Source organism: Microbacterium sp. ZXT2-5, from assembly GCF_055329545.1.
Map to the genome: position 1 here is coordinate 492,109 of NZ_JBUZWD010000002.1, position 16,587 is coordinate 508,695.

The following is a 16,587-nucleotide window of genomic DNA, read 5'->3' on the forward strand; positions in this document are numbered from 1 at the left end:
AGCATGATCTCCTCAGTCCGCGGCACGGCCGTGCACGTCGACGCGGACGCGGTCGTCGTCGAGGTCGGCGGAGTCGGCCTCCACGTGGCCGTGACGCCGCAGGTGGCGCGCATGACGCAGGTCGGCGACACCCTCACGCTGCACACGTCGCTGATCGTCCGCGAGGACGCGCTGTCGCTGTTCGGGTTCGAGTCCCGCGAAGAGCTGGGCGTGTTCGGGCTTCTGCTGGGCGTCACGGGCGTCGGACCGAAGTCGGCGCTCGGGGTGCTGTCCACCCTGACCGTCCCGCAGATCGCCGACGCGGTCGCCGCCGACGACGACGCGCCGTTCCGCCGCGTGTCGGGGATCGGCCCCAAGACGGCGAAGCTCATCGTGGTGCAGCTGGCGGGGAAGATCGCCGTCACCAGGCCCGCCGGCCCCGCCGGCGGCGCAGGCGCCGCCGCGGCGATCCCGGCACAGGTGGTGCAGGCGCTCGTCGGGCTGGGGTGGTCGGAGCGCGTGGCAGCAGAAGCGGTGGACCTCGTCGCCGCCGACGCCGCCGACAGGGACCGCTCCTCGGTCCCCGCCCTGCTGCGACTGACCCTGGCGGCCCTCGGGCCCGCGCGGAAGGAGCCGGTCGGTGGCTGAGGTGCGCGAGGCGACCGAGCCGGTCGACGAGGCCGAGCTCGCGATCGAGGGCGCGCTGCGCCCCGGCTCGCTCGCCGAATTCGTCGGACAGCAGAAGGTGCGCGGTCAGATGCAGCTGCTGCTGGACGCCGCGCGCATCCAGCAGCGCCCCGCCGACCACATCCTGCTCTCCGGACCCCCGGGCCTCGGCAAGACGACGCTCGCGATGATCGTCGCGCACGAGAGCGAACGGCCGCTGCGGCTGTCCAGCGGTCCGGCGATCCAGCACGCCGGCGACCTGGCGGCGCTGCTGTCGAGCCTGACGCCGGGAGAGGTGCTCTTCATCGACGAGGTGCACCGCATGGCGCGCTCGGCGGAGGAGATGCTGTACCTCGCGATGGAGGACTTCCGCATCGACATCATGGTCGGCAAGGGCGCCGGTGCGACCAGCATCCCGCTCGACCTCGCCCCCTTCACGCTGGTCGGCGCGACGACGCGGTCGGGGCTGCTGCCCAATCCGCTGCGCGACCGCTTCGGATTCACCGCGCATCTGGAGTACTACGAGCCGGAAGAGCTCGAGCGCGTCATCGAGCGCTCGGCGGCCATGCTCGGCGTCTCGCTGCCGCCGGCGGCCCGCGCCGAGATCGCCCGCCGGTCCCGGGGGACGCCGCGCATCGCCAACCGCCTGCTGCGTCGCGTGCGCGACTACCTCGTGGTGCACGGCAACCGTCGCGGCGCCGACATCGCCACCGTCGACGCCGCTCTGGACCTCTACGACGTCGACGCCATCGGGCTGGACCGCCTGGACCGCGCCGTCCTCGACGCGCTCGTGCGGCGGTTCCGCGGCGGTCCCGTGGGCCTGGGCACCCTCTCCGTCGCGGTGGGCGAGGAGCCCGACACGATCGAGTCGGTGGTGGAGCCGTACCTGGTCCGCATCGGCTTCATGGGCCGCACACCGCGCGGACGCATCGCGATGCCGGAGGCGTATGCCCACCTGGGGGTGCCCCTCGCAGACTCGGCGCTCCGATTCGATGACCTATAATCGCTGGAGGCTTTCGCCCACCCCCTCCTGCAAGGCAGTGCCGCCGCTGGCGCGCACGCCTTAACCGAAAGGTGCTCCCGCCTCCATGGACCTCGCTACGTTCCTGAGCAATTACGGCCTCATCATCCTGCTGGTCGGACTCCTCGTCTTCATGTTCTGGAGCTCGCGCCGCCGGATGCAGAAGCAGAAGCTGGAGCAGGAGGAGAAGGCCCGCCAGACCGTCCCCGGCGCTGAGGTGCTCCTGCAGGGCGGCCTGTACGGCACGATCGTCTCGTACGACGCCGACAACCTCGACCAGCCCGCCATCGTCGAGCTGGCCCCGGGCGTGCAGATCAAGGTGCACAGCCAGGCGATCCTGCGCATCGTGAACCCCACCGTCGGCGCCGTCAGCGAGGACGAGTACCTCGCGGCCGAGGAGAGCCACGCCGAGTACGCCGAGGGCGTCGCCAACGGCGACATCAGCTCGATCAGCGACGACCAGGCCGCCACCGGCAACACGAAGGCCGACCCCGACACCGAGCCCGGCACCAAGTCGCAGGGCTGACGCCCCTCCTCCGCCCGTTCGGGCATCCCAAGAAAGCAGAGACGTGGCGACATCCACTCCCGTCCGGCATGCGTGGCGCGCGCTGACCGGCCTCCTCGCCATCACGGCCCTCCTGTTCGGCATCAACGCCCTGGGCGTGTACGTGTTCGGCCAGAGCTCGTGGACCCCCGCTCTCGCCCTGGACCTCCAGGGCGGCACCCAGATCGTGCTCGAGGCCCAGACCGAGGACGGCGCCGACCCGTCGGCCGAGCAGATGGAGCAGGCCGTCACGATCATCCGTCAGCGCGTCGACGCCTCCGGCGTCGGCGAGGCCGAGGTGACCACGCAGGCGGGCAACCAGATCGTCGTGCAGATCCCCGGGCAGGCCGACGAGGAGACCCGCAACCGGATCGAGGCCTCGGCGCAGCTCCAGCTGCGCGCCGTGCTGTACGCAGGCGACCCCGCCACCGAGTTCGTCGGAGAGGACGGCAACGCCACGCCGTATCCGACTCCCGATCCCACGCTGCAGGCGACGCCCACGACCTCGCCGACCAACGGCAGCGACACCGCGTGGATCACGCCGGCCCTGCAGGCCGAGTTCCTCGCGTACGACTGCTCCGACCCGGCCAACGACCCGGCCAGCGCTCCGGCCGACGAGCCGCTGATCACCTGCGACGCCGACCGCACGGTCAAGTACATCCTGGGCCCGGTCGAGCTCGACGGCTCGTCGATCGACGACGCGACGTTCGGCCTGCAGCAGCAGAACGGGCTGTGGGCGGTCAACCTGCAGTTCGACGGCGAGGGCACCCAGATCTTCGGCGAGATCAGCCAGCGCCTGTACGGCGCCCAGGCGCCGCTGAACCAGTTCGCGTTCGTCCTGGACGGGTACGTGCTCTCGGCGCCCTCCATGAACGGCGTCATCACCGACGGCAAGCCGAGCATCACCGGCAGCTTCACCCAGGAGACCGCCAAGGTGCTCGCCGACCAGCTCAAGTACGGCGCGCTGCCGCTGAGCTTCACGGTCGAGAGCTCCAACTCCATCTCGGCGACGCTCGGCTCGCAGCAGCTGCAGATCGGCCTCATCGCAGGTCTCATCGGTCTCGCGCTCGTCGCGCTGTACTCGCTCATCGTCTACCGCGCGCTCGGGTTCGTCATCATCGCCTCGCTGGCGGTCATGGCCGTGCTCACCTACGTCACGCTGTGCATCCTCGCGTGGCGCATGGGCTTCCGCCTCTCGCTGGCCGGCGTCGCGGGCCTCATCGTGACGATCGGCTTCACGGCCGACTCCTTCATCGTCTACTTCGAGCGCATCCGCGACGAGCTGCGCGACGGCAAGTCGGTCACGGCGGCCGTCGAGGACGGCTGGGGACGCGCGAAGCGCACGATCTACATCTCGAAGTCGATCAACATCCTCGCCGCAGTGGTCCTCTACATCCTCGCGGACTCGACGGTGAAGGGCTTCGCCTTCACCCTCGGCCTCACCACGGCCATCGACGTCCTGATCTTCATCCTGTTCACGCACCCCGTGATGCAGCTGCTCGTGCGCACGAGGTTCTTCGGGTCGGGGCATCCGCTGTCAGGGCTCGATCCGACGGCGCTGGGCGCGGTGTACCGCGGGCGCGCGCAGTTCCGCGAGCCGGTGCTCGCCGGCGGCGCCGCCGGACGCCGCACCGTCAAGGCCCGCGGCGAGGCCGTGCGCCGCCAGACGATCGCCGAGCGCAAGCAGGCCGAGCTCGCCGCGGCCGACAGCAGACCGGGCACGACCGTCAAGGAGGGAGACGACTGATGCGCTCCATGAGCCAGCTCGGCAACGACCTCTACACGGGCAAGACGTCGTTCCCCTTCGTCGGACGCCGCAACCTGTGGTTCCTCATCGCGGCGCTCCTCGTCCTCGGCTCGGTTCTCGTGCCGCTGTTCCGCCCGATCCAGTTCTCGATCGAGTTCACCGGCGGCTCGCAGTTCACCGTCAACGGCGTGCAGTCGCCGGTCGACCAGTCGCTGGCGACCGACGCCGTGCTGTCGGTGGTGCCCGAGGCGACGACGAAGGTGGTCACGATCGGAGAGGACGCCGTCCGCGTCCAGACCGATCAGATGACGGATGCCGAGAGCCGCGAGGTCTCCGACGCCCTCGCCGAGGCGTACGACGTTCCGGAGAGCGAGGTGAGCTACGCGTTCATCGGCCCCAGCTGGGGTGCCGACGTGACGCGGCAGTCGCTGTGGGGACTGGCGATCTTCCTGGCCCTGACCTTCATCATCCTCGCGCTGTACTTCCGCACCTGGAAGATGTCGGTGTCGGCGATCATCGGCCTCGTCGACGTCCTCATCATCACCATCGGCGTCTACGCGCTGTTCGGCTTCGAGATCTCGCCCGCCGCGGTGATCGGCTTCCTGACGATCCTCTCGTACGCCCTGTACGACACCACGGTCGTGTTCGACAAGATCCGGGAGAACACCAGCGAGGACGGGGAGGTGTCGGGGCGCACCTTCGGCGAGTCGGTCAACCTCGCGGTGAACCAGACGCTCGTGCGCTCCATCAACACGACCGTCGTGGCGATCCTGCCGACGGGTGCGATCCTGTTCATCGGCCTCATCTGGGCCGGCGCGCAGACGCTCACCGACCTGTCGCTGTCGATCTTCGTGGGAACGATCGTGGCCGCGTACTCGACCATCTTCGTCGCCGCGCCGCTGTACTCGCTGCTGCGTGAGAACGAGCCGGCGATCAAGACGCGCGACGCGCGCGTCGTGACGGCGCGCGAGCTGGCCGGCACCCCGGCCTGAGCGCACGACGCGCGGGCGTAGGATTGTGAGGTCCGGCGGAGGGGAGGTTTCGAATGACCGAGACCGTTCCCCCCGCCCAGTCCTCGTCGCTTCGGCGTCTCGTGCCGCGCATCTTCTCGCGGTCGGCACGGCGCGACGACGTCGAGCAGCTCCTGCGCACGGTGCGCACGCACCACCCCAAGGGCGATCTGTCGATCGTCGAGCGCGCGTACTCGGTCGCCGAGTCCGCCCACTCCGGCCAGGCGAGGCAGAGCGGCGAGCCGTACATCACGCATCCGCTCGCGGTGGCCCAGATCCTCGCCGACCTCGGTCTCGGCCCGCGTGCGATCGCGGCGGCCCTGCTCCACGACACAGTGGAGGACACGCACTACTCGCTCGAGATGCTCACGAGCGAGTTCGGCGACGAGGTCGCGATGCTCGTGGACGGGGTCACGAAGCTCGACAAGGTCAAGTACGGAGAGAGCGCCCAGGCCGAGACCGTCCGCAAGATGATCGTCGCGATGTCCCGCGACATCCGCGTACTCCTCATCAAACTCGCCGACCGGCTGCACAACGCGCGCACCTGGGGCTTCGTCCCGCCGGAGAAAGCTCGCAAGAAGGCCACCGAGACGCTCGAGATCTACGCGCCGCTGGCCCACCGGCTCGGCATCCAGGCGATCAAGTCCGAGCTCGAGGACCTCTCGTTCGCCGTGCTGCACCCGAAGCTGTACGCCGAGATCGACAGCCTCGTCAAGCAGCGCACGCCGCAGCGCGAGCAGTACGTGCAGAACGTGATCGCCGCGGTCGACAGCGACCTCCGCGAGCTGCGCATCCGCGGCCGCGTGATGGGCCGCCCCAAGCAGCTGTACTCGGTGTACCAGAAGATGGTCGTGCGCGGTCGCGAGTTCGACGACATCTACGACCTCATCGGCATCCGCGTCCTCGTGGGCAGCGTCCGCGACTGCTACGCCGTGCTCGGTGCGATCCACGCACGCTGGACGCCGCTGTCCGGGCGCTTCAAGGACTACATCGCGACGCCGAAGTTCAACCTGTATCAGTCGCTCCACACCACGGTGATCGGCCCGGGCGGGCGCACCGTCGAGATCCAGATCCGCACGCACGAGATGCACCAGCAGGCGGAGTACGGCGTGGCCGCCCACTGGAAGTACAAGGAGCAGATGAACGGCGGCAAGACGGACGCCAAGTCCGTCGACACCGACATGGCGTGGCTCGCGCACATCTCCGACTGGCAGGCCGAGACCGCCGACCCGGGCGAGTTCCTCGACTCGCTGCGGTTCGAGATCGGCGCGAAGGAGGTCTACGTCTTCACGCCGAAGGGGCGCGTGATCGGCCTCCCGGCCGGCGCGACCCCGGTGGACTTCGCCTACGCCGTGCACACCGAGGTGGGCCACCGCACGATGGGCGCGAAGGTGAACGGCCGCCTGGTGCCGCTGGAGTCCGAGCTCAAGAGCGGTGACGTCGTCGAGGTGTTCACCTCCAAGAACCCCGACGCCGGCCCCAGCCAGGACTGGCTCGGGTTCGTCAAGAGCACCCGCGCGCGCAACAAGATCCGCGGCTGGTTCACCAAGGAGCGCCGCGAGGAGGCGATCGAGCAGGGCAAGGAGTCGATCGCCCGAGCGATGCGCCGGCAGAACCTGCCGCTGCAGCGCCTGATGAGTCAGGACTCGTTCACCGAGGTCGCCCACCAGCTGCGCTACGAGGACGTCTCCGCGCTGTATGCCGCCGTCGGCGAAGGTCACGTCTCGACGCAGTCCGTGATCGAGAAGGTGACCGCGCTCGTCGCCGCCAACGACACCACGACGGGTCCGATCGACCTGCCGGTCGTCGGTCGCTCCCGCGCGCCGCGCGGTGGGGACTCCGGCGTCCTCGTCCGCGGAGCCCCCGACATCCTCGTGAAGCTGGCCAAGTGCTGCACGCCGGTCCCCGGAGACGAGGTCGTCGGCTTCGTGACCCGCGGCAGCGGCGTCTCGGTGCACCGGACCGACTGCACGAACGTGAAGTCGCTGATGGCGGACCAGGAGCGCCTGATCGACGTCGAGTGGGCGCCGACCACAAAGAGCGTCTTCCTGGTGCAGATCCAGGTCGAGGCGCTGGACCGCTCCGGGCTGCTGAGCGATGTCACGCGCGTGCTCAGCGAGCACCACGTCAACATCCTCTCGGCGACCGTCTCGACCTCGAACGACCGGCTCGCCCTCAGCCGGTTCGTGTTCGAGATGGGCGACATCGTCCACCTCGACCGCGTGCTGAACGCGGTCCGGCGCATCGACGCGGTCTACGACGTGTACCGCGTCACGTCGTCCTGATCCGCGGCCTGGATCCGTTGGAGCACCGCCAGGGCTGATCGCTTGTGGGGGAGCGTCCCGGCCTCCAGACGTGCGATCGCGAGGGGGACGAGGGCCGGAGCGGCCGCGGCGAGCAGCCGCGCCGCCCGCACGTGAGGCCCGTCGCCGAGCCGGGCGAGGTCGGCGAGCGTGCGCTCCGGCGTCGTCACCAGGACGCCGCCGACGCGCTGGAGGTCGTCGGGCGCGACGGCGAGGTCGCGGTAGACCAGCCGGCGGTCGGGGACGAGGTGCAGCCGCCGCGGCACCGCCCGCTGGACGGTGTGCCGGGCAGGCGGCAGCGGGAGCCCGCCGTGGATCCACGCGGCGGTGAGGTGGGTGGCCGCGAGCGTGTCGCCGAGTATCGGGGTCAGCGACCCCGCCCGCAGCGCCGCCGTCTCGACAGCGTCGGCCGGGATGTACGCGTCACCGAGTGCGACGAGGTCGCCGTCGAGGCAGGCGGCCGTGAGCTCGGCCTCCGAGAGGCGATCGTCGGTGAAGTAGAGGAACGGCGATCCCATGGGGGAAGTGTGCCGCAGCGCGCCGCCGTCGCGGGCGCCGCATCGGCCGGGCTGTGGAGAACGCGACCGGCGTCAATCCCTCCGGCCGTGCGTGCGTCGGCTCAGCCGCCCAGTGCCTTCAGCCACGAACGGCGGGCCTCCAGCGCCTCGGTCGCCTTCGCGATCGCGCGCTTGTCGCCCGTCGCTTTGGCCGCCTCCACCTCGTCCTCGAGCTTCTGGATCGCGTCGGTCAGCTGGCGCGCCATGTCGTTGGCGCGCGCCTTCTGCTCGGGGTCGTTCCGCTTCCAGTCGGCGTCCTCGCGGGTGCGCAGCGCGTTCTCGACGCGCCGGAGCTCGTCGTCGAGGGAGCGCTCGGTGTCGCGCGGGAAGACCCGTCCGATCTCGTCCCAGCGGCGCTGGATGCCCGTGAGGATCGACCTCGCCTTGGCGATGTCGCGCTCGTCGCCGACCGCCTTCGCCTCCTCGAGCAGACCGCGCTTGAGCTCGATCTTCTCGCGGGATGCCTCGGCGTCCGCCGCCTCGCGCTCCACGCGTGCACCGTAGAGGGCGTCGCCGGCGGCCTTGAACCGGGCCCACAGCGCGTCGTCGACCTTCTTGCCGGCGCGGCCGGCAGACTTCCACTCGTCCAGCAGCTCGCGGTAGGCGGGGATGCCGTCCTCGCCCTTGGACGACAGCGCCTCGGCCTTCTCGACCAGACGGCTCTTGCGGTCGCGGACGGTCTTGTGGGCCTCGTCGAGCTCGGCGTAGAACGCACGACGGTGCTTGTCGACCGTCGCACGGGCGTCCCGGAATCGCTTCCAGAGCTGCTGAGCGGTCGACTTCGGCAGGCGGGGGCCGCTCTGCTGCTGCGACTGCCACTGCTCGAACAGCGCGTTGAGGTCGGCGCTCGCCTGCTTCCACTGCACCGTCTTGGGGTCGCGCGCCGCGAGGGCCTCGGCCTTCTCGACGAGCTCCGTGCGTGCCTTGACGGCGTCGTCGACGGCCGCGCGGGCCGCCACGGCCTCGGTCTCTGACTCCGCGGCGAGGGTCTCGGTGAGAGCAGCCACGCGGGCGGCGAGGCTCGCGAGGTCGCCGACCGCCGCGGCGCCGTCGAGCTTGCCGTTGATGGTGCGGGCGGTGGCGCGCAGGTCGGATGCGGACGCGCCGCCGCGGCGGTGACGCACCTCGAGGAGCGTCACCTCGCTCGCGAGGTCGGAGTACTTGCGCTCGAAGTACGCCAGGGCCTCCTCGGCGGAGCCGTCGGGATACTGGCCCACGACGCGCCACCCGGCGGCCTCGCGAACCGAGACGGTGCCGTCCTCGTCGACGCGGCCCCAGGGCTCGTCGGACGCCGGAGCGGGCGTCTCGGCGACCGCGGGCTCAGCGTCGGCGACCGCGGGCTCAGCGTCGGCGACCGCGGGCTCGGCGTCGTCCGTCGCCTCTGGGGTCTGCTCGGGCTCGGCGTCCGCGGGGGCCTCGTCGGGCGAGCCGTCGGCCGCGGCCGCGGCATCCGTCCCGTCCGCCGTGCTCTCGGCCGCCTCCGCGGTCGCGGGGTTCTCGTTCTCGCCGGTCCCGGTGTTCTCGGGGGCGTCGGTCTCGGGCTGGAAGTCTGCTGCGGCAGTCACGGGATGCACCTCATCGCGGCTCGCGCCGTCTGTAGGGAGTAGGACGGCTAAAGCCTAGTACGGCGGATGCCCCGACTCCGATGCTTCGCCGCCTCGGGGATCGACCTCGTCAGGACGTCGCGGTGGGGCTCGGCGTCGGCTCGGGCGTCGTGGTGGGCGCGGGCGTCGACGACGGGGTGGGCTCCGTCGGCGAGGGCGTGGGCGTGGTCACCGACGTCGGGGACGGGGCAGGTGCTCCTGGCCCCGCCACGAAATAGACCGTCTGCGCGGCGATGAGTCCCAGCACCAGCACGCCTCCCGCGATGCCGGCGATGAGATTGTCGCGGCGACGGCGACGGGCCTGGTCCTCGTGGAACTGCCGACGCGCCTGATAGAGCCGCGAGCGCTCCTTCTCGGCACGTGCGCCGCGATCCTTGCCACCGGTCGCCACGGGACCTCCTCGTTCGCCTCGTCGCCGGCCGTCCCGCGCGGGGGAGGGCCCGGTCGTCCGCTCCGGACCGGATCGGGCCGCGCGGTGCGCCCGGGGCGCGCCCGGGCGGGTTGATCCTACGGGGCACGCCCGGCGGCGGCCAAAACGCCCCGGATCCGCCGTCCGCGCACCGGGATAGCCTGGAGGCGTGACCAGTCCGACCGCGCTCTTCCAGGCGCTCACGCCTCTCGCGGTCCGCATGCGTCCGACCTCGCTCGACGAGGTGGCCGGTCAGTCGCACCTGCTGCGCGCGGGATCCCCGCTCGTGACGCTCGCGAACCCCGAGGCGGCCGCGCGCGCCGCGACCTCGGTCATCCTGTGGGGGCCGCCCGGCACCGGCAAGACGACCCTCGCCCAGGCGATCGCGCGCTCCTCCGGCCGGCGGTTCGTCGAGCTGTCCGCCGTGACGGCGGGCGTGCGCGACGTGCGCGAGGTGATGCAGGAGGCGCTGACGCAACGCGATCTGTACGGGCAGTCGACCATCCTCTTCCTCGATGAGATCCACCGCTTCACCAAGGCGCAGCAGGACGCCCTGCTGCCCGGCGTCGAGAACGGCTGGGTCGTCCTCATCGCGGCGACCACCGAGAACCCCTCGTTCTCGGTCATCTCCCCGCTGCTGTCGCGCTCGCTCCTGCTCACCCTCAAGCCGCTCACCGACGACGACCTGCGCATGCTGCTCGACCGGGCGGTGGCCGATCCGCGCGGACTGTCCGGCGCGGTCGCGCTGGGCGACGAGGCTCGCGACGCGATCGTGCGCCTGGCGTCGGGGGACGCGCGGCGAGCCCTGACGGCGCTCGAGGCCGCGGCATCCCTCGCGGTTCCCGACGACGATCCCGACGACGCCGAGGCGGCCGGGGTCCCCGAGATCACGACCGAGCAGGTGTCGCAGGCCGTCGACCGGGCACTGCTGCGCTACGACCGCCAGGGGGACGAGCACTACGACGTCATCAGCGCGTTCATCAAGTCGATCCGCGGCTCGGACGTCGATGCCGCCATGCACTACCTCGCCCGCATGATCGAGGCGGGGGAGGACCCCCGGTTCATCGCCCGCAGGCTCATCATCTCCGCTGCCGAAGACATCGGACTGGCCGATCCGCAGGCGCTGCCGATCGCGGTGGCAGCCGCGGATGCCGTGCAGTTCATCGGCATGCCCGAGGGCCGCATCCCGCTGGCAGAGGCGACGGCGTACCTCGCGACCACGGCGAAGTCCAACGCCGCCTACCTCGCGATCGACAAGGCGATCGCCGACGTGCGCGCCGGCGGCTTCGGGCGGGTCCCGGTCCATCTGCGCGACGCGCACTATCCGGGCGCCAAGCGCCTCGGTCACGGCAAGGGCTACGTCTACCCGCACGACGCCGAGATCGGCATCTCGCCGCAGCAGTACCTTCCGGACGAGCTGCGCGGACGCCGGTACTACGAGCCCAAGGCGTTCGGCGCGGAGCGCGACGTGCAGGCGCGCCTCGAGAAGATCCGGCGCATCCTCGACGGCAGCTGATCGATATCCCTCAGAGGTAGATATATATCCCTCAAAGGGATATCGTGGCGTTCGACCCCGGAGGCGCCCATGCAATTCGTCATCCTCGGCCTGCTGCTCGGCGGGCCGCTGTCGCTCTACGACCTCCAGAAGCGGTTCGCCGCGGGGATCTCGCTGTTCTACAGCGCGAGCTCCGGCAGCATCCAACGCGCCCTGCAGCACCTGACCGCCGCCGGCGCGGTGGTGGTCGAAGAGGCCGACGGCACCAGGCGCGGCCGAAAGGTCCACCGGATCACCGACGAGGGCACCCGACGGTGGCGGGCCTGGATGCTGGCGCCCATCCCGCAGGGGACGGAGGCCGAGACGACCGTGCTCGCCAAGGTGTTCCTCCTCGGCAGGCTCGAGCCGGCGTCGGACCGCGCCGGCGTCCTCCGCACCATCCGCGAGCACGTGGACGACTCGCGGCGGGCGCTGGAAGCCCTCGCCGTCGAGGTGGACGCGCGGACGGGGGATCTCGACCCCGCCACCCAGCGGCTGTTCGCGTACCAGCGCGCGACGCTGGACTACGGCCTGCGCTCGCACGCGCTGATGCGCGCCTGGATCGACGAGATGGGGGAGAAGCTGCCATGACCGCGAAGCCCCACGCCCGCGCGCGCACCCTCTTCGGACTCGCGTCCGCGGCCGCCCTGGTGGTGACCGTGGTCTTCGCCACCGTCGGCGACGGCGTGGAGGTTCCCGAGGCCACGGGGCTGCGCCTGGCCGTCGTCGACGGCGGCCACACGCTGGTGTGGGCCCTCCTGACCGCCGCCTTCGCGATCGCGGCCGTCCGCGCGCGCTGGGGCCGCCTGTCGAACGGGCTCGCCGTCGCAGCGGGCATCGCGTACGCCCTCTTCCTCATCGCCGTCTTCGTCTGGAGATAGGGATGCCGCCGACCCCCGCCCTCGTCGCGGCCACCGTTGCCACGCTGATCCTGTGCGCGCTCGCGGTGCTGCAGGCCTGCGTGGCCGCAGGCGCACCGTGGGGAAGGTTCGTGTGGGGCGGCGCCCATCGTGTGCTGCCGCGTCGCCTGCGCATCGGCAGCGCCGTCTCGGTGGTGCTGTACGCGGCCTTCGCTGTCGTGCTGCTCAGCCGGGCGGGCGCGCTTCCCGGCGGCGACAGCCCCGCCGTCGCGGTGATCACCTGGGTGCTCCTCGGTTACTTCGTCGTCGGCATCGCCATGAACGCGGTCTCGCGCAGCCGGGCCGAGCGCCTCACGATGACCCCCGCCTGCGCCGCTCTCGCAGCCGCCACGCTGGTCGTCGCCCTCTCATGAAGGGCCCGACGGACCTCTGGTAGGCTTGAGCGGCTCGAAACACCGTTTTCGGGCATCCCCTCTCTTCTTCACCGACCTGCCGGCATGCCCCGGCGTGCAGTCCGGACAGGGCGAAGACAGGGCGATACGCCCGCGAGCCGTGAAAGACACGGCAGCGTCATCGAAAGGAACACTTCGTGGCTACGAAGTCCCAGGACCGCCGCAAGGTCCGTCTGTCGCGCGCGCTCGGCGTCGCGCTCACCCCGAAGGCCGCCCGCTACCTCGAGAAGCGTCCCTACGCTCCGGGCGAGCACGGCCGCACCAAGCGCAAGGCCGACAGCGACTACGCCGTCCGTCTCCGCGAGAAGCAGCGTCTGCGCGAGCAGTACGGCATCCGCGAGAAGCAGCTGCGCATCCAGTTCAACGAGGCCCGCCGCACCCAGGGCCTGACCGGTGAGAACCTGGTCGAGCAGCTCGAGATGCGCCTGGACGCCCTCGTGCTCCGCGCCGGCTTCGCCCGCACCACCGCGCAGGCGCGTCAGCTCGTCGTGCACCGCCACATCCTCGTGGACGGCCAGCTCGTCGACCGCCCGTCGTTCCGCGTGAAGCCGGGTCAGCTCATCCATGTCAAGGGCAAGAGCGAGGGCCTCGAGCCCTTCCAGGTGGCGGCCGCCGGCGGTCACGCCGACGTCCTGCCCCCGGTCCCGGGCTACCTCGAGGTCGAGCTCGACAAGCTCCAGGCCCGCCTGGTGCGCCGCCCGAAGCGTGCCGAGGTCCCCGTGGTCTGCGACGTCCAGCTCGTCGTCGAGTACTACGCGGCCCGGTAACACGGTCGCACGAAGGGCGCCGGGGCAACCCGGCGCCCTTCGTCGTTTCCGCATACGATGGGAGGATGCCGCGCTCCGGCGGCCCCGCGAGGAAGTGGTGACATGAAGCTCCTGTGGTTCCTGTTCGGCATCGCCGGCGGATTCGTCCTCGCGCACCTGGTCAACAAGGACCCGCGCGGCCACGAGATCCTCGCCGAGGTCGACGCCCGCATCACGGAGTTCACCGACCGCATCGGCGACGCGTACCGCGAGCAGGAGTCCCGGTTCGCGGGGATCGTCGACGACGTGCGCGATGCCGCCGCCGACGCCGCGGGCACGGCCGCCGCCGCGGCATCCGAGGTCCTCGACTCGGCTCAGACCGCCGCCCGCAAGATCGCGGACTGACGACGCCGGCCGCTGCGCGGCCACCGGCTCCGAACACCCTCGAAACACCCTCTCCCTCACGCACGCCCCCGCACGCATCAGCAAGGACCCGCATGAAGACCGCCGAGATCGCCCAGCGCTTCCTCGATTACTTCGAGAAGAACGGCCACACCATCGTCCCGTCGGCTTCGCTCGTGACCGACGACCCTGCGCTGCTGTTCACCGTGGCCGGCATGGTGCCCTTCATCCCGTATCTGTCGGGCGACGTGCCCGCGCCCTATCCGCGGGCCGCCGACAACCAGAAGTGCATCCGCACGAACGACATCGAGGAGGTCGGCAAGACCCCTCGGCACGGCACGTTCTTCCAGATGCTGGGCAACTGGTCGTTCGGCGACTACTTCAAGGAAGGCGCGATCCGCTACGCGTGGGAGCTCCTCACGAGCGCCGAGGCGGAGGGCGGCCTGGGCTTCGACCCGAAGGACCTGTGGGTGACCGTCTACGAGGAGGACGACGAGGCCCACGACCTGTGGCTGCGGCTCACCGGCCTGCCCGAGGAGCGGATCCAGCGTCTGGGCAAGGACACCAACTACTGGAGCACCGGGCTGCCCGGCCCCGCCGGCCCCTGCTCGGAGATCTTCTTCGACCGCGGCCCCGCGTACGGCGTCGACGGCGGCCCCGCCACCGATGACGACCGGTACGTCGAGATCTGGAACCTCGTGTTCATGCAGTACGAGATCACCAACGTGCGCTCGAAGTACGACTTCGACGTCGTGGGGGAGCTGCCGAACAAGAACATCGACACCGGCATGGGCCTGGAGCGCATCGCGTTCATCAAGCAGGGCGTCGACAACATGTACGAGACCGACCAGGTGCGTCCGGTCCTGGACCGCGCGGTGGCGCTGTCGGGCCGCACGTACGGCGCGAACCACGACGACGACGTGCGCTTCCGTGTGGTCGCCGACCACGTCCGCTCGTCCCTCATGCTCATGTCGGACGGCGTCACGCCGTCCAACGACGGCCGCGGCTACATCCTGCGCCGCCTGATGCGACGGGTCATCCGCTCGATGCGCCTGCTCGGCGTCGACGGGCCGACGTTCGCAGAGCTGTTCGCGGCCTCGCGCGACGCCATGAAAGATGCCTACCCCGTCGTCGAGACGGACTGGGCGCGCATCTCGCAGTACGCCCTCGCCGAGGAGGCCACCTTCCTGCGCACCCTCGCCGCGGGTGAGGCGATCCTCGAGGAGTCCCTGACCGGGACGAAGGCCGCCGGCGGGACCTCCATCCCCGGCGATGAGGCGTTCCTGCTGCACGACACCTACGGCTTCCCGATCGATCTCACCCTCGAGATCGCCGAGGAGGCGGGCCTGAGCGTCGACCGGGCCGCGTTCGACACCCTCATGCAGGAGCAGCGCGCGCGGGCCAAGGCCGATGCGCGCGCCCGCAAGCGTCAGCTCGCCGACACCAGCGTGTACCGCGATCTGCGCGCGCAGGGCGAGACGGTCTTCACGGGGTACACCGACCTCGAGACCGAGTCGCGCGTGCTCGGCATCCTCGTCGACGGCACGTCGGTCGATCGCGCGAGCGTCGGGCAGATCGCGGAGGTCATCCTCGCCGAGACGGCGCTGTACGCCGAGTCGGGCGGACAGGTCGCCGACAAGGGCGTGATCGTGGGTCCGGGCTACGAGCTCGAGGTCCTCGACGTGCAGAAGCCCGTACCGGGCCTGGTGAGCCACACCGTCGAGGTCTCCACCGGAGAGGTCGGCGTCGGCCAGCCGGCCACGTCGGTGGTGGATGCCGCGAACCGCCGCGCCGCCCGCCAGGCGCACTCCGCGACCCACCTCGTGCACGCCGCCCTGCGCGACACGCTCGGCAAGACGGCGACGCAGGCCGGCTCGCTGAACCGCGCCGGCTACATGCGCTTCGACTTCTCGTGGGGCCAGTCGCTGTCCGACCAGACGAAGTCCGAGATCGAGGAGATCGCCAACAACGCGGTGCGGGACAACCTCGAGGTGACCACGCGCGTGCTCCCGCTGGATGAGGCCAAGGCCCTGGGCGCGATGGCGCTGTTCGGCGAGAAGTACGGCGACACGGTGCGCATGGTCGACATCGGCGGCCCGTGGTCGCGCGAGCTGTGCGCCGGCACGCACGTGTCGGCGAGCGCCGAGGTCGGGCTCATCAGCCTCGTGGGCGAATCGTCTGTCGGCGCCTCCAACCGCCGTGTCGAGGCGCTGGTCGGCCTCGACGCCTTCCGGTCGCTGGCCGCGGAGCGCGCGCTCGTCTCGCAGCTCACCTCCTCGCTCAAGGCGCCGCGCGAGCAGCTCCCCGCCCGCATCGCCGAGCTCCAGGCCAGCCTCAAGGCCGCCGAGAAGAAGATCGCAGCTTTCGAGGCCAAGGCGCTCGGGGACCGCCTGCCCGCCCTCGCCGGCACCGCGACCCGCGTCGGTGAGACCCTGGTGGTCGCCGAGTCGCTCGGCACCGCCGCGTCGGCCGACGACGTCCGTTCGCTCGCCCTCCAGGTGCGCGAGCGCCTCGGATCGGACGCCGCCGTCGTCGCACTGGGCGCCGTCGTGAACGACCGCCCCGTCGTCATCGTCGCGACCAACGACGCCGCGCGCGCCGCGGGCGCCAAGGCGGGCGCTCTCGCCAAGGGCGCCGCGGGCGTGCTCGGCGGCGGCGGAGGCGGCCGAGACGACGTCGCGCAGGGCGGGGGAGCGGATGCCGCCTCCCTGCCGGCCGCGCTGGCCGCCGTGAAGGACGCCCTCGCCGCGTGA

General features: G+C 71.1%; 16 protein-coding genes. 13 read left to right on the top strand and 3 right to left on the bottom strand.

Annotated elements, in window-relative coordinates:
* The first annotated feature begins 3 nt into the window (after nucleotides 1-3).
* The 6 genes from ruvA (at nucleotide 4) to ACZBH1_RS15835 (ending at nucleotide 7,252) form a co-directional block, all read left to right on the top strand.
* On the top strand, nucleotides 4-627 hold the full coding sequence (gene ruvA / locus ACZBH1_RS15810; protein WP_378880855.1) for a Holliday junction branch migration protein RuvA: 624 nt from the start codon (nucleotides 4-6) through the stop codon (nucleotides 625-627).
* Nucleotides 620-1,648 (top strand): Holliday junction branch migration DNA helicase RuvB, encoded by a 1,029-nt coding sequence (gene ruvB, locus ACZBH1_RS15815; RefSeq protein WP_336398007.1) that lies wholly within the window; start codon nucleotides 620-622, stop codon nucleotides 1,646-1,648. The genes ruvA and ruvB overlap by 8 nt, the downstream gene beginning before the upstream one ends.
* A gap of 85 nt (nucleotides 1,649-1,733) precedes the next feature.
* Entirely contained in the window at nucleotides 1,734-2,192 is a 459-nt protein-coding gene (locus tag ACZBH1_RS15820; RefSeq protein WP_336398006.1) for a preprotein translocase subunit YajC, read from the top strand.
* A 43-nt stretch (nucleotides 2,193-2,235) separates the two neighbouring features.
* Nucleotides 2,236-3,957, top strand: a complete 1,722-nt coding sequence (gene secD, locus ACZBH1_RS15825) for a protein translocase subunit SecD (RefSeq protein WP_336398005.1) — start codon at nucleotides 2,236-2,238, stop codon at nucleotides 3,955-3,957.
* Nucleotides 3,957-4,949 carry a protein translocase subunit SecF gene (secF, locus tag ACZBH1_RS15830; RefSeq protein ID WP_336398004.1) on the top strand — a complete coding sequence of 331 codons (993 nt, stop codon included), beginning with the start codon at nucleotides 3,957-3,959 and terminating at the stop codon, nucleotides 4,947-4,949. Before secD ends, secF begins: the two co-directional genes overlap by 1 nt.
* Before the next feature lie 53 nt (nucleotides 4,950-5,002).
* Nucleotides 5,003-7,252, top strand: a complete 2,250-nt coding sequence (locus ACZBH1_RS15835; protein ID WP_336398003.1) for a RelA/SpoT family protein — start codon at nucleotides 5,003-5,005, stop codon at nucleotides 7,250-7,252.
* On the opposite strand, the gene ACZBH1_RS15840 is transcribed toward ACZBH1_RS15835, so the two are convergent.
* From ACZBH1_RS15840 to ACZBH1_RS15850, 3 genes are all read right to left on the bottom strand, one after another.
* Nucleotides 7,222-7,788, bottom strand: a complete 567-nt coding sequence (locus ACZBH1_RS15840) for a type IV toxin-antitoxin system AbiEi family antitoxin (protein WP_378880850.1) — start codon at nucleotides 7,786-7,788, stop codon at nucleotides 7,222-7,224. The genes ACZBH1_RS15835 and ACZBH1_RS15840 overlap by 31 nt on opposite strands.
* A gap of 101 nt (nucleotides 7,789-7,889) precedes the next feature.
* Nucleotides 7,890-9,392: a DUF349 domain-containing protein gene (locus tag ACZBH1_RS15845; protein ID WP_463646912.1), complete on the bottom strand. Its 1,503-nt coding sequence runs from the start codon at nucleotides 9,390-9,392 to the stop codon at nucleotides 7,890-7,892.
* 109 nt (nucleotides 9,393-9,501) lie between these two features.
* A complete protein-coding gene (locus ACZBH1_RS15850; protein ID WP_336398000.1) occupies nucleotides 9,502-9,822 on the bottom strand; it encodes a dioxygenase in 321 nt (106 codons plus the stop codon).
* 238 nt (nucleotides 9,823-10,060) lie between these two features.
* Here ACZBH1_RS15850 and ACZBH1_RS15855 point away from each other — a divergent pair, with 238 nt between their 5' ends.
* The 7 genes from ACZBH1_RS15855 to alaS all read left to right on the top strand — a co-directional run bounded on the left by ACZBH1_RS15855 (nucleotide 10,061) and on the right by alaS (nucleotide 16,587).
* A complete protein-coding gene (locus ACZBH1_RS15855) occupies nucleotides 10,061-11,356 on the top strand; it encodes a replication-associated recombination protein A (protein WP_463647065.1) in 1,296 nt (431 codons plus the stop codon).
* A gap of 69 nt (nucleotides 11,357-11,425) precedes the next feature.
* Entirely contained in the window at nucleotides 11,426-11,965 is a 540-nt protein-coding gene (locus ACZBH1_RS15860; RefSeq protein ID WP_378880845.1) for a PadR family transcriptional regulator, read from the top strand.
* The gene (locus tag ACZBH1_RS15865) at nucleotides 11,962-12,255 is read left to right on the top strand and encodes a hypothetical protein (protein ID WP_463646913.1); all 294 of its coding nucleotides are present in this window, start codon (nucleotides 11,962-11,964) and stop codon (nucleotides 12,253-12,255) included. Before ACZBH1_RS15860 ends, ACZBH1_RS15865 begins: the two co-directional genes overlap by 4 nt.
* A gap of 2 nt (nucleotides 12,256-12,257) precedes the next feature.
* Complete coding sequence (locus tag ACZBH1_RS15870) at nucleotides 12,258-12,647, top strand: hypothetical protein (RefSeq protein WP_463646914.1); 390 nt, start codon at nucleotides 12,258-12,260, stop codon at nucleotides 12,645-12,647.
* A gap of 176 nt (nucleotides 12,648-12,823) precedes the next feature.
* Nucleotides 12,824-13,453 carry a 30S ribosomal protein S4 gene (rpsD, locus tag ACZBH1_RS15875; RefSeq protein WP_336397995.1) on the top strand — a complete coding sequence of 210 codons (630 nt, stop codon included), beginning with the start codon at nucleotides 12,824-12,826 and terminating at the stop codon, nucleotides 13,451-13,453.
* Between the two features lie 102 nt (nucleotides 13,454-13,555).
* Complete coding sequence (locus ACZBH1_RS15880) at nucleotides 13,556-13,837, top strand: ATPase (RefSeq protein ID WP_336397994.1); 282 nt, start codon at nucleotides 13,556-13,558, stop codon at nucleotides 13,835-13,837.
* A 92-nt stretch (nucleotides 13,838-13,929) separates the two neighbouring features.
* Nucleotides 13,930-16,587 carry an alanine--tRNA ligase gene (gene alaS, locus ACZBH1_RS15885; protein WP_378880840.1) on the top strand — a complete coding sequence of 886 codons (2,658 nt, stop codon included), beginning with the start codon at nucleotides 13,930-13,932 and terminating at the stop codon, nucleotides 16,585-16,587.

Excerpts from the sequence above, each read along its gene's own strand:
- ACZBH1_RS15880 (WP_336397994.1), top strand. The coding sequence starts at position 13,556 with ATGAAGCTCCTGTGGTTCCTGTTCGGCATCGCCGGCGGATTCGTCCTC.
- ruvA (WP_378880855.1), top strand. The coding sequence starts at position 4 with ATGATCTCCTCAGTCCGCGGCACGGCCGTGCACGTCGACGCGGACGCG.
- ACZBH1_RS15865 (WP_463646913.1), top strand. The coding sequence starts at position 11,962 with ATGACCGCGAAGCCCCACGCCCGCGCGCGCACCCTCTTCGGACTCGCG.
- secF (WP_336398004.1), top strand. The coding sequence starts at position 3,957 with ATGCGCTCCATGAGCCAGCTCGGCAACGACCTCTACACGGGCAAGACG.
- ACZBH1_RS15870 (WP_463646914.1), top strand. The coding sequence starts at position 12,258 with ATGCCGCCGACCCCCGCCCTCGTCGCGGCCACCGTTGCCACGCTGATC.
- ACZBH1_RS15820 (WP_336398006.1), top strand. The coding sequence starts at position 1,734 with ATGGACCTCGCTACGTTCCTGAGCAATTACGGCCTCATCATCCTGCTG.
- ACZBH1_RS15860 (WP_378880845.1), top strand. The coding sequence starts at position 11,426 with ATGCAATTCGTCATCCTCGGCCTGCTGCTCGGCGGGCCGCTGTCGCTC.
- ACZBH1_RS15840 (WP_378880850.1), bottom strand. The coding sequence starts at position 7,788 with ATGGGATCGCCGTTCCTCTACTTCACCGACGATCGCCTCTCGGAGGCC.
- ACZBH1_RS15855 (WP_463647065.1), top strand. The coding sequence starts at position 10,061 with ATGCGTCCGACCTCGCTCGACGAGGTGGCCGGTCAGTCGCACCTGCTG.
- ACZBH1_RS15835 (WP_336398003.1), top strand. The coding sequence starts at position 5,003 with ATGACCGAGACCGTTCCCCCCGCCCAGTCCTCGTCGCTTCGGCGTCTC.
- alaS (WP_378880840.1), top strand. The coding sequence starts at position 13,930 with ATGAAGACCGCCGAGATCGCCCAGCGCTTCCTCGATTACTTCGAGAAG.